At 58.4% G+C, this 22,938-nt stretch carries 21 protein-coding genes; 13 read left to right on the top strand and 8 right to left on the bottom strand.

All coding sequences use genetic code 11. From position 1 onward, the window contains the following. Positions 1 to 81 precede the first annotated feature (81 nt). Positions 82 to 987, bottom strand: coding sequence for a TIGR01777 family oxidoreductase (locus tag BN1117_RS05945; RefSeq protein ID WP_040095680.1), 906 nt, complete (start codon positions 985 to 987; stop codon positions 82 to 84). Positions 988 to 1,239: 252 nt separating this feature from the next. Between BN1117_RS05945 and BN1117_RS05940 the strand changes: the two genes are divergently transcribed. Beyond that, positions 1,240 to 2,769 carry an EAL domain-containing protein gene (locus BN1117_RS05940; RefSeq protein ID WP_040095678.1) on the top strand — a complete coding sequence of 510 codons (1,530 nt, stop codon included), beginning with the start codon at positions 1,240 to 1,242 and terminating at the stop codon, positions 2,767 to 2,769. 74 nt (positions 2,770 to 2,843) lie between these two features. On the opposite strand, the gene BN1117_RS05935 is transcribed toward BN1117_RS05940, so the two are convergent. Then, positions 2,844 to 4,025, bottom strand: a complete 1,182-nt coding sequence (locus BN1117_RS05935) for an aminotransferase-like domain-containing protein (protein ID WP_040095676.1) — start codon at positions 4,023 to 4,025, stop codon at positions 2,844 to 2,846. Between the two features lie 349 nt (positions 4,026 to 4,374). On the opposite strand from BN1117_RS05935, the gene trmB reads away from it, so the two are divergent. The 7 genes from trmB (at position 4,375) to BN1117_RS05900 (ending at position 10,040) form a co-directional block, all read left to right on the top strand. Then, positions 4,375 to 5,088, top strand: a complete 714-nt coding sequence (gene trmB, locus BN1117_RS05930; RefSeq protein ID WP_040095674.1) for a tRNA (guanosine(46)-N7)-methyltransferase TrmB — start codon at positions 4,375 to 4,377, stop codon at positions 5,086 to 5,088. Between the two features lie 48 nt (positions 5,089 to 5,136). Continuing rightward, entirely contained in the window at positions 5,137 to 5,469 is a 333-nt protein-coding gene (locus tag BN1117_RS05925; protein WP_040095673.1) for a YggL family protein, read from the top strand. Between the two features lie 122 nt (positions 5,470 to 5,591). Further along, entirely contained in the window at positions 5,592 to 6,512 is a 921-nt protein-coding gene (gene glsB, locus BN1117_RS05920) for a glutaminase B (RefSeq protein ID WP_040095671.1), read from the top strand. A 29-nt stretch (positions 6,513 to 6,541) separates the two neighbouring features. Continuing rightward, a complete protein-coding gene (locus BN1117_RS05915; RefSeq protein ID WP_040095669.1) occupies positions 6,542 to 7,837 on the top strand; it encodes a sulfurtransferase in 1,296 nt (431 codons plus the stop codon). Between the two features lie 126 nt (positions 7,838 to 7,963). Beyond that, positions 7,964 to 9,142 carry a S8 family peptidase gene (locus BN1117_RS05910; protein WP_040095667.1) on the top strand — a complete coding sequence of 393 codons (1,179 nt, stop codon included), beginning with the start codon at positions 7,964 to 7,966 and terminating at the stop codon, positions 9,140 to 9,142. Between the two features lie 114 nt (positions 9,143 to 9,256). Continuing rightward, on the top strand, positions 9,257 to 9,466 hold the full coding sequence (locus tag BN1117_RS05905) for a YgdI/YgdR family lipoprotein (RefSeq protein WP_040095665.1): 210 nt from the start codon (positions 9,257 to 9,259) through the stop codon (positions 9,464 to 9,466). Between the two features lie 172 nt (positions 9,467 to 9,638). After that, entirely contained in the window at positions 9,639 to 10,040 is a 402-nt protein-coding gene (locus tag BN1117_RS05900) for a DUF2541 family protein (RefSeq protein ID WP_040095663.1), read from the top strand. A gap of 82 nt (positions 10,041 to 10,122) precedes the next feature. Here BN1117_RS05900 and mog read toward each other — a convergent pair whose 3' ends face one another. Beyond that, on the bottom strand, positions 10,123 to 10,653 hold the full coding sequence (gene mog / locus BN1117_RS05895) for a molybdopterin adenylyltransferase (RefSeq protein WP_040095662.1): 531 nt from the start codon (positions 10,651 to 10,653) through the stop codon (positions 10,123 to 10,125). 393 nt (positions 10,654 to 11,046) lie between these two features. Between mog and BN1117_RS05890 the strand changes: the two genes are divergently transcribed. The 4 genes from BN1117_RS05890 to folA all read left to right on the top strand — a co-directional run bounded on the left by BN1117_RS05890 (position 11,047) and on the right by folA (position 13,388). Next, a complete protein-coding gene (locus BN1117_RS05890; RefSeq protein ID WP_040095660.1) occupies positions 11,047 to 11,382 on the top strand; it encodes a DUF3135 domain-containing protein in 336 nt (111 codons plus the stop codon). A gap of 234 nt (positions 11,383 to 11,616) precedes the next feature. Further along, a complete protein-coding gene (locus BN1117_RS05885) occupies positions 11,617 to 12,414 on the top strand; it encodes a threonine/serine exporter family protein (protein ID WP_052441434.1) in 798 nt (265 codons plus the stop codon). After that, positions 12,411 to 12,878, top strand: a complete 468-nt coding sequence (locus BN1117_RS05880) for a threonine/serine exporter family protein (protein ID WP_040095656.1) — start codon at positions 12,411 to 12,413, stop codon at positions 12,876 to 12,878. The genes BN1117_RS05885 and BN1117_RS05880 overlap by 4 nt, the downstream gene beginning before the upstream one ends. A gap of 18 nt (positions 12,879 to 12,896) precedes the next feature. After that, entirely contained in the window at positions 12,897 to 13,388 is a 492-nt protein-coding gene (folA, locus tag BN1117_RS05875; RefSeq protein ID WP_040095654.1) for a type 3 dihydrofolate reductase, read from the top strand. A 79-nt stretch (positions 13,389 to 13,467) separates the two neighbouring features. Here the strand turns inward: folA and BN1117_RS05870 are convergent, their stop codons facing one another. From BN1117_RS05870 to prfB, 5 genes are all read right to left on the bottom strand, one after another. Next, positions 13,468 to 14,250 (bottom strand): phosphoadenylyl-sulfate reductase, encoded by a 783-nt coding sequence (locus tag BN1117_RS05870; protein WP_040095653.1) that lies wholly within the window; start codon positions 14,248 to 14,250, stop codon positions 13,468 to 13,470. Continuing rightward, positions 14,240 to 15,964 carry an assimilatory sulfite reductase (NADPH) hemoprotein subunit gene (gene cysI, locus BN1117_RS05865; protein WP_040095651.1) on the bottom strand — a complete coding sequence of 575 codons (1,725 nt, stop codon included), beginning with the start codon at positions 15,962 to 15,964 and terminating at the stop codon, positions 14,240 to 14,242. Before cysI ends, BN1117_RS05870 begins: the two co-directional genes overlap by 11 nt. Then, positions 15,964 to 17,754 carry an assimilatory sulfite reductase (NADPH) flavoprotein subunit gene (locus tag BN1117_RS05860; RefSeq protein ID WP_040095650.1) on the bottom strand — a complete coding sequence of 597 codons (1,791 nt, stop codon included), beginning with the start codon at positions 17,752 to 17,754 and terminating at the stop codon, positions 15,964 to 15,966. Before BN1117_RS05860 ends, cysI begins: the two co-directional genes overlap by 1 nt. Before the next feature lie 226 nt (positions 17,755 to 17,980). Further along, a complete protein-coding gene (gene lysS / locus BN1117_RS05855; RefSeq protein WP_040095648.1) occupies positions 17,981 to 19,516 on the bottom strand; it encodes a lysine--tRNA ligase in 1,536 nt (511 codons plus the stop codon). A 16-nt stretch (positions 19,517 to 19,532) separates the two neighbouring features. Further along, positions 19,533 to 20,631 (bottom strand): peptide chain release factor 2 gene (gene prfB / locus BN1117_RS05850; protein ID WP_156129890.1). Its coding sequence is split into 2 segments (ribosomal slippage): positions 19,533 to 20,555 and positions 20,557 to 20,631, totalling 1,098 coding nucleotides; the frame shifts between segments, so codons are not numbered across the junction. Positions 20,632 to 20,887: 256 nt separating this feature from the next. Between prfB and BN1117_RS05845 the strand changes: the two genes are divergently transcribed. Continuing rightward, positions 20,888 to 22,759: a methyl-accepting chemotaxis protein gene (locus tag BN1117_RS05845; RefSeq protein WP_040095646.1), complete on the top strand. Its 1,872-nt coding sequence runs from the start codon at positions 20,888 to 20,890 to the stop codon at positions 22,757 to 22,759. Positions 22,760 to 22,938 lie beyond the last annotated feature (179 nt).

Raw genomic sequence — 22,938 nt, 5'->3', positions numbered from 1 at the left:
CATTAGACAGGCAGCCCGGCCATTGGCCGGGCTGCTTGTTATGCGAGGCGCTGACGAGCGGGCGCAGCGAGCAGATGTGAGTTAGCGGGGCTCACGCAGCAGATTGCTGAGGGCACTCGGCAGCTCGGGATAGCTGAAGTGAAAACCGGCCTGTTGCAGCCGCGCTGGTATCACCTTTTGTCCGGTCAGCAGCAGATCTGCCGCCTCCCCCATCACCAGTTGCAACAGCGGCGCCGGGACGAAAAAGAGGTGCGGGCGGTGCAGGGTGGTGGCCAGGGTCTGGCTGAACTCCTGGTTGCTGACCGGATGGGGCGCAGTGCCGTTGAAGATGCCGCTGCACTCCTCGTGCTCCAGTAAAAACAGCATGGCGCGCACCAGATCCTGCACATGGATCCAGCTCATGATCTGGCTACCCGACCCCATGGGGCCACCGAGCCCGAGTCGGTAGGGGGGGAGCATTTTGGGCAGGGCGCCGCCATCCATGCCAAGCACCAGCCCGATCCGCACGATACAGACCCGGGTTTGGCGGCTCTGGGCCTCCTGCGCCAGGGTCTCCCACTGCTGGCAGAGCTGGTGGGTAAACTCGTCGTTGGGAGAGCGGCACTGCTCATCGAGGGTTTCGGTACCCTGTCTGCCATACCAACCGATGGCGGAGGCGTTGATCAGCACCTTGGGCGGTGTGCTGGATAGCTTGATGAGATCTACCAGCTGCTCGGTCAGCAGCCAGCGACTGTCGCAGAGCAGCTGTTTGCGCGACTCGCTCCAGCGTCCGGCGGCGATGGGTTCGCCGGCCAGATTGATCACCGCATCCACCTCATTGAGGTCATCAAGCCGGTCGAGGTTATCCAATACCTTGATATCGTGGCCGAGCAGGGAGTAAGCGCGGCTCCCCTGTCTGCTCAAGACCACGACCTCGTGATTGACCTTGAGATGGGCAACCAGCTTGCGGCCGATAAAGCCGGTCCCTCCGGTAATAAGAATCTTCATCGCTGCATGCTCCTGCTGCCGTTTGCTCAACTTTAATGGCGTAGCACCGCTTCAACAAGTGAGACGTGCTTCGGGAGTTTTCTGTTTGATGTTTGTTAACTCTATCCTCTTCTTACGACATATTGTTGAACAATAGTCTGAATTGATTGATTTTTATTGGGTGGACATTTGTTGAACACTCGCTATTATTGCGACCCTTTTCGCCTGTCCACCGAGGCTGTCACCCATTATCCGAGTATCAAAGAGGTCGCCATGCCATTTCGTCGTTTGAAACGTCGCCAGCTTTACTCGAGGATTCTGGTGGCGCTGCTGATGGGGGGCGGGATCCTGCTGCTGGGGGTTATTGCCGTTATCTGGCAGACGGTGACGGAGATAGAGCGTGATGCCGAATCACGGTTGCAGCATGCCCGGATGATGTTTGATCGCTCCATCGGCCATGCCCGACAAGCGGCCATCAATGTGGAGGGAATGCTTGGTCACCCCTGCAAGGAGGCGGCACAACTGCTGCGCGAGCAGGTGGCTACGATCCCTGATGTGCGGTCCGCCAATCTGGCTGTCGGCAGTCGTATCTACTGCACCTCGCTCTATGGCGACTACGATGGCCCTTTCAATCCAGACAACTTCGTGGCTGGCAGGTTGCAACTGCTGCCTGGTAATGAGGTCACACCGGATCGCCCCTTGATTGTGCTGCGTCAAGCAACGGACAAGGGGAGTGTGCTGATCGGTGTAGATGGCTACTACCTGCGCAATACTCTGGAGATCTCCAGCAAGAACTCCCCGATAGCCCTGGTAGTGGGGCAGAGGGCGCTGTTTGGTTCAGGTCAGGTAGATACGGCGCCCTCTCCAGCAGAAGAGGGGTATATGGTGCTATCTTCGGCCGCTTTCCCCTATCAGGTCGTCACCTGGGTGACGGTGCATGACTACTTGAGTCATGCATGGCGCTACTCCAGAGATACCTTAACCCTCTTTCCGCTGCTGGCGCTGCTGATTGGATTCGGCACCTTCAGGCTGATGGGGCGTAGCAGCTCGCCAGCGGAGGAGCTCAAGCGGGCGTTGATCGAAGAGGAGTTTATCCCCTACCTGCAGCCGGTGGTCTCTGGCGATGACGAGCAGTGGCGTGGCTGTGAGGTGCTGATGCGCTGGCAGCATCCCAGGCAGGGGATGATCTCGCCGGATCGCTTTATTCCGCTGGCGGAAGATAGCGGCCTGATCGTGCCCATGACCAGCCTGTTGATGGCCCAGGTGCGCGACTACTTCTCTCCTCAAGCGCACAAGTTGCCAATCAAATTTCATTTTTGTTTCAATATCAGTGCCAAGCACTTTCAGGACATTGGCTTGTTGGCTGACTGCAAGGCCTTTCTCGACGCGTTTAAGGACAATCCCGTTGATTTGGGGCTGGAGCTGACTGAGCGGGAGCTGCTGGTGGCTGATGAGACAACCGCTCAGATGTTTGCCGAATTGCGTAAACTGGGCGTGTTGATCTCTATCGATGACTTTGGCACCGGTCACTCCAGTCTCACCTATCTGCAACAGTTTCAGGTCGATGCACTCAAGATTGACCGAAGCTTTGTGGAGATGATCGGCACGGATGCCCTCTCCAGCCATATCGTTGAAAACGTGATTGATCTGGCGACGCGACTTGACTTGATCCTGATCGCGGAGGGGGTCGAGAAGCAGTCGCAGGCGGACTACTTGCGGGCGCGCCAGGTGGACTATCTGCAAGGGTATCGTTATAGCCGCCCCATCCCGATGAAGCAGTTTTGCAAGACCCTGTTTGGCTGAACGGTTGAATAGGGAGCATAAAAAACCAGCGATCGCTCGCTGGTTTTTTTGTTGATACGGTTTGGCTTGGGCGATCAGAGCATCCGCTGGAGGGCGCGGGCCAAGCGTTGGACCCCCTCTTCAATGGTCGCTTCATCGACGCAGGAGAAGCTCAGGCGCAGGGTGTTCTGGATCTCGGGGCGCACGTAGAAGGGGGCGCCGGGTACGAAGGCTACCTTCTCCTTGATCGCCTCGTCAAACAGCGCCATGGCACTGATGTGGGCTGGCAGAGTCAGCCAGAGGAACATCCCCCCTTCCGGTCGGGTGTAGCTGACGCCGGGCGGGCAGTGACGGGCCAGTGCAGCCTCCATGGCGGCGCGCTGGCGGCCATAGACCTCCTTGATCTTCTCCAAGTGAGCGTCGAGGGAGTTGTCGGTCAGGAAGCGGTGCAGTACCTGCTGGCTGAAGGCGTTGCTGTGCAGGTCGGTGGCCTGCTTGGCGATGGTCACCTTCTTGCGCAGCCACTCCGGCATCACCATCCAGCCCAAGCGGAATGCAGGGACGACAGTCTTGGAGAAGGAGCCGAGCAGCACGGTATTGTTTGGCGCCAGCTTGGCAATGGGGGGCAGATGCTCCCCTTCGAAGCGCAGCTCGCCGTAGGGGTCATCTTCCACCATCAACAGCTCGTGGCTGATCAGTCGCTCCGCCAGTGCCTCGCGGTTGGCACGGCTGTAGGAGACGCCACTCGGGTTCTGGAAATTGGGCACGCCGTAGAGCAGCTTGGCATTGGATCCGCTGGCCAGCAGCGCATCCAGCGCCGCCAGATCCAGCCCCTCTTCTTCAAGGGTGATCGGCTTGAAGGTAGGCTGGTAGACAGAAAAAGCCTGAATGGCGCCAAGGTAACCCGGCTCTTCGATGATGAGATCCTGACCTTCGTCGATCAGCACCTTGCCCAGCAGATCCAGCGCCTGTTGGGAGCCGCTGGTGATCAGGATGTTGTCCGGATTGACCTGCATGCCGTGGCGGGCCAGATAGCGGTCGGCAATATAGTGGCGCAGCGGGGCGAAGCCCTCGGTCGCCGCATATTGCAGGGCGGCAGCCCCTTGCTCGCGCAGTACATCCTGACAGGCCTGATCGATCCCCTTGACCGGAAACAGGTGGGGATTGGGCAGGCCACCGGCGAAGGAGATGATCTCCGGATTGGCGGCAACTTTGAGGATTTCACGGATAAAGGAAGGTTCAACCTTCTCGAAGCGCTGGGCAAAAAACGGCTGCATAGACAATTCTCTCGGCATGTGGGCGGTCGCTCCATTCGACCGCCAGGTTATCCGTTTGTATCAGATTTCAAAAATGAGGCAATGGTTGTCACAAAAATCGGCAAAAAAGGGCTGGAACGACTCTGCTGCGGATTATATTGGACGGTTAGTCGGAGTGGTGATGCCAGTGAGGGGGCAGGGAAGTGGATGGCCGGAATATTTGTTGCGCGAAACACTTGCGCCTTGGGCCTATCTTGGGATAATTCGCTCCCCTGTTTGCGCGGGTCGATGAAATGCCGAGCCGCGAGCGGTCCCGCTCGGGATCGGACACCAGATGTATTACCCGGATTGATGAAATAACGAGACCATTATGCCTGTGACCCAAGATGTATTTAACGAAGACGGCCAGTTCATGCGCAAGATCCGCAGCTTTGTCCGTCGCGAAGGCCGCCTGACCAAAGGGCAGGAGAAGGCCCTGGAAGAGCTCTGGCCGGTCATGGGCATCGATTTCGAGCCAAAGCAGCTCGATCTGGTCGCACTGTTTGGCCGCGAGGCACCTGTGGTGCTGGAGATCGGCTTTGGCATGGGCGCTTCGCTGGTAGAGATGGCCAAGAATGCTCCCGAGAAGAACTTTATCGGCATCGAAGTGCACTCCCCGGGCGTGGGCGCCTGTCTGGGCAGCGCTCAGGAAGCGGGTGTCACCAATCTGAAGGTGATCTGCCACGATGCGGTCGAGGTGCTGGAGCACATGATCCCGAACGGTTCACTCTCCTGCCTGCAGCTCTTCTTCCCGGATCCCTGGCACAAGAGCCGTCACCACAAGCGTCGCATCGTACAGCCTGCGTTTGCCCAGGATATTCGCCAGAAGCTGGCCATCGGTGGCGTATTCCACATGGCGACCGACTGGGAAAACTATGCCGAGCACATGCTGGAGGTGATGAGCGCCGCCGAGGGTTACCAGAATACCTCTGCCACCGGCAACTGGGTGCCCCGTCCGGACTGGCGTCCGTTGACCAAATTTGAACAACGTGGCCACCGTCTCGGCCACGGGGTTTGGGATCTGATTTTCAAGCGTGTCAGCTAAGCTGGCACGTCAACACACCTAGCGTATCAACTAACTTGAGGAGCTATCATGGCCAATCGTAGCCGCCGCCTGCGCAAGAAACTGCGCGTCGATGAATTCCAGGAAATGGGTTTCGACATCAGTTTCAACTTCCCGGTCGGCACTGCCGAAGAGACCATCGATGCGGTAGTCGATGCGATGATCGATGAGGTTGTTGAACCTCGTAAACTGGCTTTTGCCGGCTCCGGTCACCTGGCCTGGGAAGGGATGATCTGCACCCAGCAACTGGGCAAGTGCAGCGAAGAAGACCGCGCGGCCGTCAAATCCTGGCTGGAAGGCAAGGGGATGGAAGCCGTGGTCGTTACCGAGCTGTTCGACCTCTGGTACGGTGAACCGGCCTGATACAAGGCTGCCGCATCTGGCGCCTTGTTGTGGGTAACTGAAAAATCCCGCCGCTGGCGGGATTTTTGTCAGTGGGGATGGGATCTCCACCGCTGTTTTAGTCATGGAATCGCTTATTGCTTATGGTGTTGTCATCCGAATTACTGGCCAGCATCCTTGAAGAGGTGCGCCCGTTGCTGGGACAAGGCAAGGTGGCCGATTACATTCCGGCACTGGCTCAGGTACCGGCCGATCGGCTCGGTATCGCAGTCTGTACCGTCGAAGGGGAGCTGTTCACCGCCGGTGACGCTTTTGAACCCTTCTCCATCCAGAGTATCTCCAAGGCCCTGAGCCTGACCCTGGCACTCACCCTCTATCAGGAGGAGGAGATCTGGGCCCGGGTTGGCAAGGAGCCCTCCGGCCAGCCCTTCAACTCGCTGGTGCAGCTCGAGTTCGAGCAGGGGATCCCCCGCAACCCCTTTATCAATGCCGGGGCGCTGGTGGTGAGCGATCTGCTGGAGACCCGCCTCACTGCGCCGCGTCAGCGCACCCTCGAGCTGGCTCGCCGCCTTTCCGGCAATCCGGCCATTATGGCGGATCAGGTGGTCGCCCGCTCCGAATATCAGCACTCTGCCCGCAACGCCGCCATCGCCTATCTGATGAAGGCCTATGGCAACTTCGAAAACGAAGTGGACAAGGTGCTGCAAAGCTACTTCAATGCCTGCGCCATCCGCATGAGTTGTGTCGATTTGGCGCGCGCCTTCATCTATCTGGCCAATCGCGGGGTACCGCTGGGCGAGAGCGTGCCGCTGTTGCCCGCTCGCACCACCAAGCAGGTTAACGCCCTGCTCGCCACCTGCGGCCTCTATGATGAGGCGGGCGATTTTGCCTATCGGGTCGGCATGCCGGGCAAATCAGGGGTCGGCGGCGGTATCATCGCCCTGATCCCGGGTGAACTCTGCATCTGTGTCTGGTCGCCCGAGCTCAACAAAGCCGGCAACTCGCTGGCGGGCACGGCGGCGCTGGAGCTGCTGGCCGAGCGGCTGGGTCGCTCCATTTTTTAACCTTGTTCACTATGAATCGAGAGATCACCATGAAACGATATCTTCGCTTCCTGCAGGCCGCGCTGGCGACCTTACTGCTCTGGTGTGCCCTGCCCGCCGTGGCTGGGGAGTTGCCACCGCTCTCGCTGGCCGATGCCAAGGCCAAGCAGGCTGTCATCCTGGATACCCGCGCCAGCCAGTTCTATCAGGGGTGGCCGATGGAAGGGGAGAAGCAGGGCGGTCATGTGGCGGGCGCCGAGAACCTCTCTGCCGAGTGGAAATACAGCGATGAAGAGTGGCCAAAGGCCCTCGAGATCAAGGGGCTGAAGGCCGATCGTCCGGTTGCCCTCTACGGTGCGCCCCGCGAAGTGGCCGAGGTGGCCCGTCTGCTGCGCAAGCAGGGGATCAAGCAGCTGTTCGAGTTGCAAGGGTGGCAAGCCGCGCCGCGCGAGCATCTGGCCCGCTGGCAGCAGCTGGTCTATCCGCGTTGGTTGGCGGATCTGCAAGAGGGCAAGCCGGTTGCCGCGGCGCCCAAGGGGGACTGGAAGCTGTTTGAAGTGGATTGGGGTTCACCCAAGGCATACCTCATCAGCCACATCCCGGGGGCCGGTTATATCGATACCAACAGCCTCGAAGAGGAGCCGCTGTGGAATAAAGTTTCTGACGAGGCGCTCAAGAAGCTGCTGCTGGAGAACGGCATCCGTCACGACACCACTGTGATCCTTTACGGTCGCAACACCATGGCTGCCGCCCGTGCTGCACATCTGATGATGTATGCGGGGGTGGAAGATGTACGCCTGCTGGATGGTGGTCTGGATGCCTGGTTCGTGCAACACCTGCGCACCGAAACCGGCCTGCCCAACAAATATGAGCCGGTGAAGGAGTTTGGCGTGGCTATTCCCGCTCACCCCGAGTACTACACCACGCTAGGTCAGGCGAAAGCGCTGCTCAATCAGCCCGATAGCGCACTGGTCAGCGTACGCACCTGGGACGAGTTTGTCGGCAACACTTCAGGTTACAGCTACATCAAGCCGAAGGGCGATATCCCGGGGGCCAAGTGGGGTCACGGCGGCGTCGATGCCAACAGCATGAGTGATTTCCACAACCCGGACGGCACCATGAAGCCGGCCCGCGAGATCCTCGCCATGTGGGACCAGTGGAACATCGAGCCGACCCAGCAGGCGGCGTTCTATTGTGGTACCGGTTGGCGCGCCTCCGAGGCCTTCTTCTACGCCTGGCTGATGGACTGGAAACAGATCAGCGTCTACGACGGCGGCTGGTATGAATGGAGCATGGATCCCAAGAACCCGACCGTGACCGGTGAGCGCCAGCCCGCCAAGTCATGATTGCGTGCTTGCGCTGAAAAGAAGAGGCCGGACAGAGATGTCCGGCCTTTTGGTATCCGCTCGGGCCAGTGTCAGTCTGCTACTACACTTTGTTGGTGGTGATCAGATCGATGTAAGGAGTGACTGATGAGACTGATATGGACAGGTCTGCTGGTGGCAGGTGTACTGGCACAGGGGGTGGTGGCTGCCGAACGGGCTCGCTATCTGGTGCAGCTGAAGCCGGGAGCTGAGGGGGTGGTGCTGGCCCAGAGCAAAGGGATGGGCGGTGAGCTGGCTCTGCGATTGTCAGAACAAAATGCCTTAGCGCTCTGGTTGCCAGCTGCTGCAGCGACAGCGTTGGCACGCAATCCTAATGTGCTGTGGGTGGAGCCGGATGCCAAACGCTATACCAGTGCCGAGACCCTGCCCTATGGCATCCCCATGGTGCAGGCGCCGCAGCTGAGTGATGGTACGGCCGGAGAGGTCCTGGTGTGCATCATTGACTCTGGCTACAGTGGCAACCACCCGGATCTGCCCCATGGCGCTCAGGTGCAGGGTAGTGATGATGCTGGCACCGGCAGCTGGAGCAGTGATGAAAACGGTCACGGCACCCATGTGGCAGGTACCATAGCTGCCGTGGGGGGGAATGGCATGGGGGTGGTCGGAGTATTACCGAATCAAAGCATTCCGCTGCACATCATCAAGGTGTTCGGTGCCAGCGGCTGGGCCTATAGCTCCAATCTGGTGGGAGCCCTCAATGGCTGCAACCAGGCGATGAGCAACCGGGGGTTTACCCGCATGGTCATCAATATGAGCCTGGGAGGAAGTGTGTCCAGCAAGACAGAAGAGCGGGCGTTCAATCAGGCCTACAGCCAGAATGTGCTGAGCGTGGCGGCTGCAGGCAATGCTGGCAACACCAGCAAGTCCTATCCAGCCTCTTACAGTAGCGTGGTGAGCGTAGCTGCAATCGATAGCAACAAGCAGCTGGCATCTTTTTCCCAACGCAACGATCAAGTGGAGCTGGCTGGGCCCGGCGTGGCGGTGCTCTCTACTGTGCCAAAGGGTTATGCCTATTACAGTGGCACCTCGATGGCAACGCCACATGTGGCAGGCGTTGCGGCACTGGTTTGGTCGCAGCGGTTGGAGTGTAGCAACGATCAGTTGCGCCAGACCCTGCGTAGTAGTGCACAGGATTTGGGGGCGTTGGGACGGGACAACAGTTATGGCTATGGTCTGGTACAGGCCCGGGCCGCGGCAGATCGGTTAGCACTTGGCTGTGGTTCTGGTACCGGTGGTGGAGGTGGAAAACCGGGTGGCCGCAAGTAGCTGATCTTTGATGGTGATCTCACTTTGTTGTGCAATTTTCCGGCAGCCTGCCGGATTGGAGTAGGCTGGATATGACACCCTCGTGGTGAGGGTGATAAGGAGAAGAGTGCGCCTATGAAAAAACTGATGATGATCCTGGTGTGCGCCCTGGGGCTGGTGGCATGCAGCTCCCAATACATCATGAGCACCAAGGATGGCAAGATGATCACCACCGAGAGCAAACCCAAGCTGGACGAGAGCACCGGTATGTATCGCTATTACGATCACGAAGGGCGTGAAGTGATGATTAAAAAGGATGACGTGACCCAGATCCTTGAGCGTTGAGCATTCAATATGATGCCGTCAGGGCCGCAAAATGCGGCCCTTCTTATTTTTACCCTCTAATCACCCAATTCTAAAGGGAGATTGCCCCTATTTCGCCGCAAATACGCGTTCGGGTACAGCTTCCGTTATGGTTTGGCTCGTATCATTGCCCTCCGTTTTTATTGGAGGTGTTATGTCCCTGATGTCTATCTGGAGTTCCCGTTTTTCTGCACGCAGCTTGCTGGGTGGTGTCTTGCTGGTGGTGGCGTCAGCCTGCCATGCTGGTGATGATCAGTTTACGCTGGGGCGGACAATCCTGCTGGGGGCCGGTGATCATGGTGCGACAATTCCTTTGGTAATTTGCCGTCAGACCAAATATATCAAGGTGAAGGCGGAGCGTGATTTGACCCTGGATCGGGTGGTGGTGACCTATGGCGGTGATCGTACCAAGACCATTCGTTTCGATCGGGAAATGAGCAGTGATAAAGAGACCGAGTGGAAATCACTGGGCTCGCGCCGTTGTGTGAAAAAAATCGAAGTGTATGGTAATTCAGAGCGCAGCAAAGCGGGCGTAAAAGTATTCGGCCGTAAATAATTGATGCTGCGTGTCTGCGCAAAAAAGTGAGTTAAAAATAATGGCGAGCCGCGGCTCGCCATTATTTTTATGGTCGGGTTCGCTATTTTTTCGGCCGAAATGGCTTGATGACGGCCTCATCACACTCGAGATACGGCCCCTCCATCAAATCGATGCAGTAGGGTATAGCGGGGAAGACCGCATCCAGACACTCGCGGATTGATTTGGGCTTGCCCGGCAGATTGACGATCAGGGTGTCATCACGCAGGCCGGCCGTCTGGCGCGACAGAATGGCGGTGGGGACAAACTTGAGGGATTCGGTCCGCATCAGCTCGCCAAAGCCTGGCATCATACGGTCACACACCGCTTCGGTCGCTTCCGGCGTGACATCCCGCTTGGCCGGGCCGGTGCCGCCTGTGGTGACGATAAGACAACATTGTTCCTCATCCGCCAGCCGGATCAGGGTTGCTTCAATCTGATCCTGCTCATCGGGGATCACCTGATAGACAGGTTCCCACTGTGAGGTCAGATAGGCGTTCAGTGTGTCGATAATGGCCTTGCCGGAGAGGTCTTCATAGATGCCAGCACTGGCGCGATCGCTGACGGTGATGATACCGATTTTTGCCTTGCTCATGGTCTGCTCTTGGATGTCTGATAAAAGTTACAATTAAAATAACATAATCAGTGAGATGTGTTAAATCGTCAGGGTGTGACACGGCTCGGCAAGGGATAAATAAAGTTTCGAATGAAGCAAATCAAGGTCGTCCAGACATTTATTTTCAATAAAAAACACAAAATTACAACCTAAAACGTATAAGCGTTTTATCTCGCCTGAATTAAAAATAATCGCTTGTTTCCAAACACAATTAAAATAGATAGGCACCCTCGTTGTGACCATTGTCCGGTTCAGCTGTTAGTAGATGGATTGAACCATTTTTAGCCGCGTCGTATATACAGGTTTATATGACTGGGGCGTGATGGGGTGGTACCGCATTGTGTTGCCAGCAATAGTCGCCAAGGAGGGCATATGGAGTTGCCTGATTTTGACACCCTGAAGGAGTTGGCTGCGAGTGAGCCCTCCCGGCTGGATGCGATTCTGGAGCAGCAGATCGACCAGTTGATGGCTCGTGCGAGCCCTGATCAGCAGCGCCGGCTGCGCGGATTGCAGTTCAAAATTGATGGTCAGCGCCGTCTGGCGAAAAACAATCTCGATAGCTGTATCCGGATTGCCAACATGATGCGGGAATCCTTTTATCTGATGCGCAACGAAATGATCCAGTTCAGAGAAGAGGGGGACCTTTCACCTGAAAACGATGGCAGTGGTAAAATAATCCATCTGGTGGACTACCAACATCGTAAATAATCTGACATAAACCACTTTGCTGATATTTAGGGGCGCTGAGGGAAGCCAAAATAAAGAGAGTGGATGGTGAGATAATTGTTATGGCTTTTAATGTCAGTGGTGATTTATTTGTAATGCAGCCCCTTTTTATTTCATGTAGTCACTCATCAACCAAGTTGTGATAGGGGTGGATGAATAATAGTAAAAGTTAGGCTAATATGGCCGACACTTTTATGACTACGACTCGAAGGGATTATGAGAAGTATCACACCAAGACGGATATTGTCGCGGGAGCAACAGACAGAGATCACCCGCATTATCGTCAAGGTGGGTCAGATGTTGGCCCAGTTTGGAGCAGAGAGCCGGATCATCGAGCAGACCACGGTGCGGTTGGGGCTGGCCTTGGGATTGGAGAGTGTCGAAATGGCCATCTCTTCAAGCGCCATCGTGCTCACCAGCCTTTATCAGGGCAGCTGTGTCACCACTACCAGACGGGTGCGCGAGCACGGCATCAATATGCAGGTGGTGTGCGAGATCCAGCGGATCTGCATCATGGCGGAGAAAGAGCTGATCGGCGCCCGTGAAGTGCGCCAGCGCCTCGAAGCCATCGTCCCCTTTCATTATCATCCCTGGCTGGTGGTGCCTATGGTGGGGCTCTCCTGTGGTGCCTTCAGTCTGCTATTTGGCGGTGACTGGCCCATCTTTCTGGTGACCTGCTTCTCGTCTGCCGTGGCAATGCGGGTACGCCAATTACTTGCTCGCCATCATCACAGTCCGCTTATCAACTTTGCCGTGACCGGTTTTATCGCCACCTTGCTATCTTCCAGCGCCACCTTCTTCAACTGGGGGGCCCAGCCCTATCTCGCCATGGCAGCCAGCGTGCTCTTGCTGGTGCCGGGCTTTCCGCTGATCAATGCGGTTTCAGATATGGTTAAGGGCTACTTCAACATGGGGTTGGCCCGCTGGGGCACGGCGACCCTGCTGACCATCAGCGCCGCCATAGGTATCATTTTGGCCATGTCGGTGACCGGGATCTGGGGGTGGAAAGTATGATGGAGTTGCTCTGGCTACTGGCCAAGGATGCCTTCTGGTCCTCCATCCCGGCGGTGGGGTTTGCCATGCTGTTCAACGTGCCACCACGGATGCTGAAGTATTGCGCCATGGGCGGGGCGCTGGCTCACAGCCTGCGCACCCTACTCATTCACTACGGCATGCCCATCGAGTGGGCGACGCTGGCGGCGGCAACCACGGTTGGGTTTGTCTGTGTCTACTGGTCGCGTCGTCTGCTGGCACCGCGTCCGGTGTTTAGTGTGGCCTCCATTATCCCGATGATCCCGGGCAGTTATGCCTTCAAGACCATGATTGCGGTGGTGGATCTCAATATCTCCGGGGTGACCATGGAACTGCTGCAGAGTGCGGTGGAAAATGGCCTCAAGGCGCTCTTTATCGTTGGTGCCCTCAGTTTCGGTTTGGCGATCCCCTCTCTGGTCGTGTACCGTAACCGCCCCATAATCTGACAGACGGTGAGAGGCCCCATGAAGATTTCCATGATTGCCGCCATGGCCCACGACAGGGTGATCGGCAAGGACAACCAGATGCCCTGGCATCTGCCTGCCGATCTGGCCCACTTCAAGCGTGTCACTCTCGGTAAACCGGTATTGATGGGGCGCAAGACCTTTGAATCCATCGGTCGACCGCTACCCGGACGGCGCAATCTGGTGCTTAGCCGCAATTCAGACTATCGCGTGGACGGGGTGGAGATGATCTCCTCACTGGAAGAGGTCATCTCCCGTTTGCAGGGGGAGGGCGTCGAAGAGCTGATGGTGATTGGGGGCGGTTATCTATATGAGCAGCTGCTGCCAAAGGCGGATTGCCTCTATCTGACCCGCATCGATCTGGTGGTTGAGGGGGATACCCGCTTCCCCGCTTTTGACGATGGTCAGTGGCAACGCATTGCGTGTGAGAGCCACCCTGCCGATGAGAAGAACCCGCACCCCTATAGCTTTGAGACCTGGCAGCGCCGCTGACGGACGAATGCTAAAGGGCAAAGAACAACAAGGGCATCTTCGGATGCCCTTGTTGTTCTGTTGGGTTTTCAAGAGGGGATTAGATGCCTGAGCCGTCGTTTTCGCCATTTTCCTCGTGCAAACCGCACTCGCGCTTGAGGCCGAAGAAGCGGGTCTGCTCCTCGCTCATGCCCGGCTCCCACTTGGCGGTGGTGTGGACATCGCCGACCGAGAGGTAGCCCTGCTCCCACAGCGGGTGGTAGGGCAGATCAAACTCCTTGAAGTAGTAGAAGACGTCCTTGTTGCTCCAGTCGATCACCGGCAGGAACTTGAAGCGGCCGCGCTGGATGGCCAGCACCGGCAGCTTGCCACGGCTGCCGGACTGCTCCCGGCGCAGGCCGGAGAACCAGGTCTGGGCCCCCAGTTCGCGCAGGGCGCGGTCCATTGGCTCCACCTTGTTGAGCTGGTTGTAGCGGGTGATCCCCTCTACCCCCTGATCCCACAGGAGGCCAAATCGCGCCTCCTGCCAAGCCGGGCTGAGTTCGGCCCGGTAGATCTTGAGGTTGAGGGCGAGACGCTCGGTCAGCTCGTCGATAAAGCGGTAGGTCTCCGGGAACAGATAACCGGTATCGGTCAGCACTACCGGCACATCGGCGCGCTCGCGGCTGACCAGATGGAGCATCAGTGCCGCCTGGATGCCGAAGCTCGATGAGAGCACATGCTCCCCCGGCAGATTGGCCAGAGCCCAGCGCACCCGCTCGGGGGCGCTCATGGTATCCAGCTCCCGGTTGAGGGGGGCCAGCGCCTCGGCCTGCTCCTCACGGCCGAGGGCCAGCAGCGCCTGCAGGTCAAGGCGGCCATCTTCAGTGACATTAAGCGGCATAGAAGTCCCTCGCGGAGTCGATAACGGGCGCAATCACCCCAACCCGGATCACGAAGTCGCCGAAGCACTCGTCCGCGTTGCGCTCGCTGGCCCAGCGGCCGATCAGGGCGTCCAGTTCTGCCAGGATCTGCGGCTCGGTGATGTTCTCCTGATAGAGGCGCGGAATGCGGGTCCCCTCCAGGTTGCCCCCCAGATGGAGGTTGTAGCGGCCGGGCGCCTTGCCCACCAGACCTACTTCCGCCAGCATGGCACGGCCGCAACCGTTGGGGCAGCCGGTGACCCGGAAGATGATGGCGTCATCCGCCAGCCCATATTTGGCCAGCAGTCCTTCGATGTCGGTGACGAAGGCTGGCAGCATGCGCTCCGCCTCGGCCATCGCCAGCGGGCAGGTGGGCAGCGCCACGCAGGCCATGGACTGCTTGCGTTGCTCGCTTACGCCGTCATCCAGCAGGCCGTATTGGCGTGCCAGCCCTTCGATGCGGGCCTTCTCGCTGGCAGGCACCCCTGCGATGATCAGGTTCTGGTTGGCGGTCAGGCGAAAATCCCCCTGATGCACCTTGGCGATCTCCAGCATGCCGGTTTTGAGCGGCTTGCCCGGGAAGTCCAGCAGGCGGCCATTCTCGATAAACAGGGTGAGGTGGTGCTTGCCGTCGATCCCCTCGACCCAACCGAAGCGATCGCCACGGCTGGTGAACTCATAGGGGCGAACCTCACCAAACTGGATGCCGGCGCGGTTTTCCACCTCGGCCTTGAAGGCTTCGACACCGACGCGCTCGAGGGTGTACTTGGTCTTGGCGTTCTTGCGGTTGACCCGGTTGCCCCAGTCCCGCTGGGTGCTGACTACGGCGGCCGCCACCTCCAGCACGTGGGAGAGCGGAATAAAGCCAAAGTCGCTCGCCTTGCGCGGGTAGGTGCTGGTGTCGCCGTGGGTCATGGCGAGCCCACCGCCCACCAGCACGTTGAAGCCCACCAGCTTGCCACCTTCGGCAATGGCCACGAAGTTGAGATCGTTGGCGTGGATATCCACGTCGTTGTGGGGCGGGATCACCACGGTCGTCTTGAATTTGCGTGGCAGATAGTTGGAACCCAGGATCGGTTCCTCATCTTCCCCCAGCTTCTCGCCATCGAGCCAGATCTCCACGTAGGCGCGGGTCTTGGGCAGCAGGTGCTCGGAGATCTTCTTGGCCCACTCGTAGGCCTCCTGATGCAGCTCGGACTCCACCGGGTTGCTGGTGCAGAGCACGTTGCGGTTCACATCGCCGGCGGTGGCGATGGAATCGATGCCGGTGCTGTTGAGGGTCTGATGCATCAGCTTGATGTCGCGCTTCAATACCCCGTGGAACTGGAAGGTCTGACGGGTGGTCAGACGGATGCTGCCGTAGAGGCTGTGCTCTTCGGCGAACTTGTCGATGATCTGCCACTGGGCCGGGGTGATGATCCCCCCCGGCAGGCGGGCACGCAGCATGACGTTGTGCAGCGGCTCCAGCTTCTGGGCGGCGCGCTCCGGGCGGATGTCGCGGTCATCCTGCTGGTACATGCCGTGAAAGCGGATCAGCTGGAAGTTGTCGCCGTTGAAGCCGCCGGTGAGCGGGTCCTGCAGATCTTGCTCTATGGTGCCGCGCAGGAAGTTGCTCTCGCGCTTGAGGCGTTCGTTGTCGGCCAGCGGCCCTTCGACCGGTCCCGCTTTTGGGTGAGAAAGAGGTTGTTTGCTCATCAATAGACATCCCTTTGATAACGTTTGGCACGACGCAATTCGCTCAAATACTCTTCTGCTTCCTCACGGCTCTTGTGGCCATGTTCGGCAATCACATCCAGCAGGGCCTCCTGCACATCCTTGGCCATCTTGTTGGCGTCGCCACAGACATAGAAGTGAGCGCCTGCTTCCAGCCACTGGTAGAGCTCAAGCCCTGCCTCGCGCAGGCGGTCCTGCACATAAATCTTGTTGGCCTGATCCCGGCTGAAGGCCAGGGAGATCTTCGACAGCAGCCCCGATTTCACATAACGCTGCCACTCCACCTGATAGAGGAAATCCTGGGTAAAGTGGGGGTTGCCGAAGAAGAGCCAGTTCTTGCCATCGGCACCTTGGGCTTCCCGCTCCTGCATAAAGGCGCGGAACGGGGCGATGCCGGTGCCAGGGCCCACCATGATGACGGGGGTGTCGGGATTGGCGGGCAGGCGGAAGTTGTCGTTGTGCTCGACAAATACCCGCACCTCGCCATCCTCAATGAGCCGATCCGCCAGATAGGAGGAGGCTGCGCCAGAGCGCACCGTGCCATCTTCCTGTGGATAGCGCACCACCCCGACGGTCAGGTGTACCTCCTCTTCCACCTCGCTCTGGGCAGAGGCGATGGAGTAGAGGCGCGGGGTGAGGGGGCGCAGCAGGCCAACCAGCTGTTCGGCTGTGAGGGCGGTCGGGAAGCGTTTCAGTACATCCACAATCTGGGCTGAGGCAACCTGTGCATTGACCTGGGCCTTGTCACCGGCCAAGTCTTTCAGCGCCGGGTTGTCCGATATATCAGCGAGCCCTGTGATAAAGCCGCCATGCAGCCGGGTCAGTTCGAAGTGACCGGTCAGTGCGGTGCGCAAGGTGCCGTGGGCCGTGGCTTCATCACCAGAGAGGCCGGTCAGGGCCAGCACTTCCCCCACCAGGTCGGCGTCGTTGTCGAACCAGACGCCGAGGGCATCCCCCGGCTGATAGGCGAGTCCAGAGGACTCGAGGCTGATCTCGATATGGCGGATGTCCTTGGTGGAATCCCGGCCGGTGATCTTCTGATTGACCGACAGGCGGGCAGGGAAGGGGTTCTCCTTGTTGTACTGGCTGTGGCCAACCGCCTGCTGCACCGCGCTGGCCACGCTGCTGCTGGCCGCACCGGTAGAGAGGGTCGCGGCAATGGCGTTAAGTGCCTGTTCGCCCCACGCCTTGGCTGCATCCTGATAATCCACATCGAGGCTGGCGAGTTCATAAATCCGCTCGGCCCCCGCTTTAGCGAGGAAGTCGTCAAAATCTTTGCCGGTCTGGCAGAAAAATTCGTAGGAGCTGTCACCCAGCCCCAGCACGGCGAATTTGAGCCCGTCCAGCTTGCCGATCTTGCCTTTTTTAAGCTGCTCGAACAGGTCGACGGCGCTCTCCGGCGGTTCACCCTCCCCGTAAGTGCTCACTACTACCAGCAGATGGCTCTCTTTCTTGAGCTGCTTGGGTTTGTAGTCGGCCATCGACGCTAGGGTGACGGGGAGGCCACGGGCCTCGGCCTGCACTTTGATGGCAGTGGCGACCCCTTTGGCGTTGCCGGTCTGGGAGCCGTAGAGAATGGTCAGGCTGCCGCTGGGCGCAGCCACGGCGGCGCTGGTAGGAACGCTTTGCTGACCGCTCTGGGAGAGGCCGTAGAGATATCCGCTCACCCAGGCCAGTTGTTGGGTATTGAGGGTCGAGAGTGCCTGGCCCAGCTGACGTTGCTGCTCGTCAGAGAGGGGGGAGAGGTTGAATGGGGAATCCTTCAATTGCATCACACGCGTCTTCCATGGTCTGATTTTTGGCCAGATTAAAGGGCGTGTTGGCTAACAACAAAGAATAAAAATATCTTCTTTATTCCATTATTGAATTTATAAAGTGATTTGGCGGTAAAGGAGATAGAAAAACGCCCCGCGGTTGCGGGGCGTTTTTATTGGCTATCACGCTCGGGATTGACCCAAGGGATGTAGCTGACTTCTGTGAGCCTTATTTCTGCGGATCTTACTTTTGTGGACGTAAGGCCGGGAACAGAATGACGTCGCGGATGGTGTGGCTGTTGGTGAACAGCATCACCAGACGGTCGATACCGATACCCTGACCGGCAGTCGGCGGCAGGCCGTGCTCCAGCGCGGTGACGAAGTCGGCGTCGTAGAACATGGCTTCGTCGTCGCCTGCGGCTTTCTGGTCAACCTGAGCCTGGAAGCGCTCGGCCTGATCTTCCGCATCGTTCAGCTCGGAGAAGCCGTTGGCCAGCTCGCGGCCACCGATGAAGAATTCGAAGCGGTCGGTTACATCCGGGTTCTGGTCGTTGCGACGGGCCAGCGGCGAGACGGCAGCCGGGTATTCGGTGATGAAGGTCGGTTGCAGCAGCATGTGTTCAACGGTCTCTTCGAAGATCGCGGTGATCACATGGCCCAGTTCCCAGCTCTTCATCAGCTCGATCTTCAGGCGCTTGGCGACGGCAGTCGCCTGCTCCAGGGTAGCCAGATCGTCGCGGGTCACATCCGGGTTGTACTTCAGGATGGAATCGACCATGGAGAGGCGCTGGAACGGCTGACCGAAATCGATGGTCAGGCCCTCTTCGCCCTCTTTGGCGTAGCGGATCTTGGTGTCACCCAGGATGTCCTGCGCCAGGGTGCGCAGCATCTCTTCGGTGAGATCCATCAGGTCGATGTAGTCGGCGTAGGCCATATAGAACTCGAGCATGGTGAACTCGGGGTTATGGCGAACCGAGATACCCTCGTTACGGAAGTTACGGTTGATCTCGTAGACACGTTCGAAACCACCGACCACCAGACGCTTCAGATAGAGCTCCGGGGCGATACGCAGGTACATGTCGATGTCCAGCGCATTGTGGTGGGTGATGAACGGACGAGCAGAGGCGCCACCCGGGATCACCTGCATCATGGGGGTTTCCACTTCCATGAAACGCTTGTCGTTCAGGAACTTGCGGATACCGGCAACCACTTTGGTGCGGGTTATGAAGGTCTTGCGGGACTCTTCGTTGGCGATCAGATCCAGGTAGCGCTGACGGCAGCGCGCTTCCTGGTCGGTCAGGCCTTTGTGCTTCTCGGGCAGCGGACGCAGCGCCTTGGTCAACAGGCGGATATCGGAAACGTGAACGGAGAGCTCACCGGTCTGGGTCTTGAACAGGGTACCTTCGACACCCACGATGTCGCCCAGATCCCACTTCTTGAACTGCTCGTTGTAGAAACCTTCCGGCAGGTCGTCACGGGTGACGTAGACCTGGATCTTGCCGGCCATGTCCTGCAGGGTGGCGAAAGAAGCCTTGCCCATGATCCGGCGGGTCATGATGCGACCGGCAATCTTCACCCGTTTACCCAGGCTCGTCAGCTCCTCGGCGCTCTTGTCGCCAAACTCTGCCTGCAGATCGCCGGAGAGGCTGTCACGACGGAAGTCGTTGGGGAAAGGATTGCCCTGGGCGCGCAGGGCGGCCAGCTTGGAACGACGCTCAGTCATCTCGTTGTTGAGTTCGAGTGAATGGTCGACTTCCGGAGTGATGGTTTGTTCAGACATGGTGATTCCTGCTTGTTTACAGACCTGATTTCAGGCTGGCTTCGATAAACTTGTCCAAGTCACCGTCGAGCACCGATTGAGTATTACGGGTTTCGACGCCGGTGCGCAGATCCTTGATACGGGAGTCATCCAGCACATAGGAACGGATCTGGCTGCCCCAACCGATATCAGACTTGGTCTCTTCCAGGGCTTGTTTCTCAGCGTTTTGCTTCTGCATTTCCAGCTCGTAGAGCTTGGCTTTCAGCTGCTTCATACACTGATCTTTGTTTTTGTGCTGGGAACGGTCGTTCTGGCACTGTACCACGACACCGGTCGGGACGTGGGTAATACGTACCGCGGATTCAGTACGGTTAACGTGCTGACCACCGGCACCGGAGGCGCGGTAGACGTCGATCCGCAAGTCCGCCGGGTTGATATCGATTTCGATATCGTCGTCGATCTCGGGGTAGACAAACACAGAACAGAAGGAGGTGTGACGGCGGCCACCGGAATCGAACGGCGATTTGCGAACCAGACGGTGCACGCCGGTTTCGGTGCGCAGCCAGCCGAACGCATATTCGCCGGTGAACTTGATGGTGGCGGATTTGATGCCAGCTACGTCGCCTTCGGAGCATTCAATCAGCTCGGGCTTGTAACCATGTGCATCGCCCCAGCGCAGGTACATGCGCAGTACCATGTTGGCCCAATCCTGGGCTTCGGTACCACCGGAGCCGGACTGGATGTCGATATAGCAGTCGGAGCCGTCGTGCTGACCGGAGAACATGCGGCGGAACTCGAGATCCACCAGCTTGGCTTCCAGCTGTTCGGATTCGGCGATGGCTTCGTTGAAGGTCTCTTCGTCTTCCCCTTCCACCGCCAGGCTCACTAGCATCTCGACGTCATCCACGCCCTGGGTCAGGGTGTCGATGGTGCCGACCACGTTTTCCAGCGCGACGCGCTCTTTGCCCAGCGCCTGTGCGCGCTCGGGTTCATTCCATACATCCGGCTGTTCCAGCTCGGCGTTGACCTCTTCTAGACGCTCTTTCTTGGCGTCATAGTCAAAGGTACCCCCTAAGAAGCTCGGTCCGCTCAGACAGCTCCTTAAGTTTATTTAATACGGGATTAACTTCGAACATCGTGAAAACTCTCAGGGTCGATGTGACTTGAAAACGGGATATTCTAGCCAATTGTGGAAGGAATAAACAGGGTTGCCTTGGTTTGCGCGCCCTGTGTGGTCAATTTATTGTGTACTTTTTCCTGCCCCGATAGAAAATATCGCCCGCAGACTCATTTTCAGGTTCAGTTTTGGGCATTCGGGTCGCTAATGACTACGTGTAGTGTTGTGCAATTTAGGGAAAAACCCGCTCCTCACCTCAATAAGAAGAACCCATGATGAAAAACCTGTCACTCAAGCAGAAGATACTGTTGTCAGTGGTGATCGCCCTTTCGTTGGTGATTTTGTTGCTCTCCTGGCAGAGCTATAGCAGCCAGAAGTCCATGTTGCTGCAAGGCAGCCAGGAGCAGTTGCAACGGCTGGGTACCCAGCAGGCCGAGCGTGTCAGCGATTGGCTCGCAGCCCGTCGCGACGTCATTCAGGCGCTCGGCAACAAGGCCGGTGCCGAGCCCCTCGACGCCCTGCAGCAGGCCCAGGTTTCCGGCCGTTTCCAGCTCACCTATTTCGGTGAGAGCAGCGGCAAGATGCACGACTCGGATCCCTCCATCAACCGCACTGGTTATGATCCGCGTTCCCGTGGCTGGTATCAGGAGGCGATGGGCAAGGGGGGGCTTATCGTGACCAAACCCTATCTTGATGTCGCCTACAACATCATGGTGGTGACCCTGGCCCAGCCGGTTTCTGGCGGGGTAGTCGGTGGTGACCTCTCCATCGCCTCGCTGGTGGAAGACGTCACCAAGATGAAACTGCCGGCTGACGGCTTCGCCATCATGATGCACAAGGATGGCACCGTCATCGCCTACAAGGATGCCGCCAAGGCGATGAAGCCGGCCACCGAGATCGACAACGATCTGACCAATGCCCTGATCGATCAGAGCAAGGCAAGCCAGGGGCTGGTGCCGATCTACTTCGATAATGAAGGGCGTGACAAGCTGTTGTGGGCGGTAGATGTACCCAATACCGATTGGGAATTGTTGCTGGTACTCGACAAGGATGCTCTCAACGCTCCGCTCTCCTCCCTGTTAATGACCCAGTTGGGGATTGCAGTGCTGGTGCTGGTGGGCAGCATTCTCGCTATCTCCTGGCTGGTCAGCATGCTGCTTGGCCCGCTAACCAAGGTCTCCCAGGCACTGGCCCGCATTGCCGATGGTAACGGCGATCTGACCCAGCGCATCAAGATCGACGCCAACGACGAAGTGGGCCAGCTTGCTCGCAGCTTTAACCGTTTTGTTGGCAGTCAGCATCAGTTGATTGGCAATATCCGTCAGCTGGCCAATGAGTTGAATGCTGATGCCGAGCGCAGTCTGGTGACCAACCAGGCCGCGGTAGACGAGCTGCAGCGTCAGCAGCAAGAGGTGACCATGGTCGCCACTGCGGTCACCGAGATGGCGAGCGCTACCATGGAGATCGCCGGCAACGCCGAGAACACTGCGGCCGCCGCCCAGCAATCTGCCCAGAGCAGTGAGCAGGGCAAGATGCTGGTCAACAAGACCCGTCAGTCCATTAATGGTCTGGCTGAAGAGGTAGGCCAGGCGACCGAAGTGATCGGCGAGCTGAGCCGCCACGCGCAGGCCATCACCAGCATCCTCTCCACCATTCAGGGGATTGCCGAGCAGACCAACCTGCTGGCGCTGAACGCAGCCATTGAAGCGGCCCGTGCCGGTGAGCAGGGGCGTGGTTTTGCGGTGGTGGCCGATGAGGTGCGGGTACTGTCGCGCCGTACCCAGGACTCTACCCAGCAGATCCAGTCCACTATCGAGACCCTGCAGCAGACCACTGCCCGTGCGGTGAGCCTGATGCAGACCAGTCAGGGGCTGGCGGACAACAGCGTGCAGGATGCGGATCAGGCAGTGCGCGCACTGGAAGAGATCACCAGCGCCATCTCCCTCATCTCCGACATGGCGGGCCAGATCGCCACCGCCGCTGAGGAGCAGACCCAGGTGACCGGCGAAATCACCCAAAACACCACAGCCATCAAGGATGTGAGTGACGAGATCACCGCCGCCGCCATGCGCGATCTGGATCAGGCCCACAGCCTCAAAGGGCGTGCTGCTGACCTGAACCAGCAGGTGTCGACCTTTATCCTGTAAGGTGCAACTCACGGCCTGTTCGGGCTGACATAAACAAGCCCCGCCCTCTGTCGAGCGCGGGGCTTTTTGTTGTTCGGGGAAATGCGGGCTTGGTGATTTCGGGCTGTCTAGGTTGCTCGCGGGTCACCTTGATGGCGGATACGAGCCCGGCTCTGCCTGCGTCAGCTGGCGAGTCGATA

This window comes from Aeromonas australiensis (assembly GCF_000819725.1).
GTDB lineage: Bacteria > Pseudomonadota > Gammaproteobacteria > Enterobacterales > Aeromonadaceae > Aeromonas > Aeromonas australiensis.
This window is presented reverse-complemented; position numbering and strand designations above follow the sequence as displayed.

Excerpts from the sequence above, each read along its gene's own strand:
- BN1117_RS05945 (WP_040095680.1), bottom strand. The coding sequence starts at position 987 with ATGAAGATTCTTATTACCGGAGGGACCGGCTTTATCGGCCGCAAGCTG.
- BN1117_RS05940 (WP_040095678.1), top strand. The coding sequence starts at position 1,240 with ATGCCATTTCGTCGTTTGAAACGTCGCCAGCTTTACTCGAGGATTCTG.
- BN1117_RS05935 (WP_040095676.1), bottom strand. The coding sequence starts at position 4,025 with ATGCAGCCGTTTTTTGCCCAGCGCTTCGAGAAGGTTGAACCTTCCTTT.
- trmB (WP_040095674.1), top strand. The coding sequence starts at position 4,375 with ATGCCTGTGACCCAAGATGTATTTAACGAAGACGGCCAGTTCATGCGC.
- BN1117_RS05925 (WP_040095673.1), top strand. The coding sequence starts at position 5,137 with ATGGCCAATCGTAGCCGCCGCCTGCGCAAGAAACTGCGCGTCGATGAA.
- glsB (WP_040095671.1), top strand. The coding sequence starts at position 5,592 with ATGGTGTTGTCATCCGAATTACTGGCCAGCATCCTTGAAGAGGTGCGC.
- BN1117_RS05915 (WP_040095669.1), top strand. The coding sequence starts at position 6,542 with ATGAAACGATATCTTCGCTTCCTGCAGGCCGCGCTGGCGACCTTACTG.
- BN1117_RS05910 (WP_040095667.1), top strand. The coding sequence starts at position 7,964 with ATGAGACTGATATGGACAGGTCTGCTGGTGGCAGGTGTACTGGCACAG.
- BN1117_RS05905 (WP_040095665.1), top strand. The coding sequence starts at position 9,257 with ATGAAAAAACTGATGATGATCCTGGTGTGCGCCCTGGGGCTGGTGGCA.
- BN1117_RS05900 (WP_040095663.1), top strand. The coding sequence starts at position 9,639 with ATGTCCCTGATGTCTATCTGGAGTTCCCGTTTTTCTGCACGCAGCTTG.
- mog (WP_040095662.1), bottom strand. The coding sequence starts at position 10,653 with ATGAGCAAGGCAAAAATCGGTATCATCACCGTCAGCGATCGCGCCAGT.
- BN1117_RS05890 (WP_040095660.1), top strand. The coding sequence starts at position 11,047 with ATGGAGTTGCCTGATTTTGACACCCTGAAGGAGTTGGCTGCGAGTGAG.
- BN1117_RS05885 (WP_052441434.1), top strand. The coding sequence starts at position 11,617 with ATGAGAAGTATCACACCAAGACGGATATTGTCGCGGGAGCAACAGACA.
- BN1117_RS05880 (WP_040095656.1), top strand. The coding sequence starts at position 12,411 with ATGATGGAGTTGCTCTGGCTACTGGCCAAGGATGCCTTCTGGTCCTCC.
- folA (WP_040095654.1), top strand. The coding sequence starts at position 12,897 with ATGAAGATTTCCATGATTGCCGCCATGGCCCACGACAGGGTGATCGGC.
- BN1117_RS05870 (WP_040095653.1), bottom strand. The coding sequence starts at position 14,250 with ATGCCGCTTAATGTCACTGAAGATGGCCGCCTTGACCTGCAGGCGCTG.
- cysI (WP_040095651.1), bottom strand. The coding sequence starts at position 15,964 with ATGAGCAAACAACCTCTTTCTCACCCAAAAGCGGGACCGGTCGAAGGG.
- BN1117_RS05860 (WP_040095650.1), bottom strand. The coding sequence starts at position 17,754 with ATGCAATTGAAGGATTCCCCATTCAACCTCTCCCCCCTCTCTGACGAG.
- lysS (WP_040095648.1), bottom strand. The coding sequence starts at position 19,516 with ATGTCTGAACAAACCATCACTCCGGAAGTCGACCATTCACTCGAACTC.
- BN1117_RS05845 (WP_040095646.1), top strand. The coding sequence starts at position 20,888 with ATGAAAAACCTGTCACTCAAGCAGAAGATACTGTTGTCAGTGGTGATC.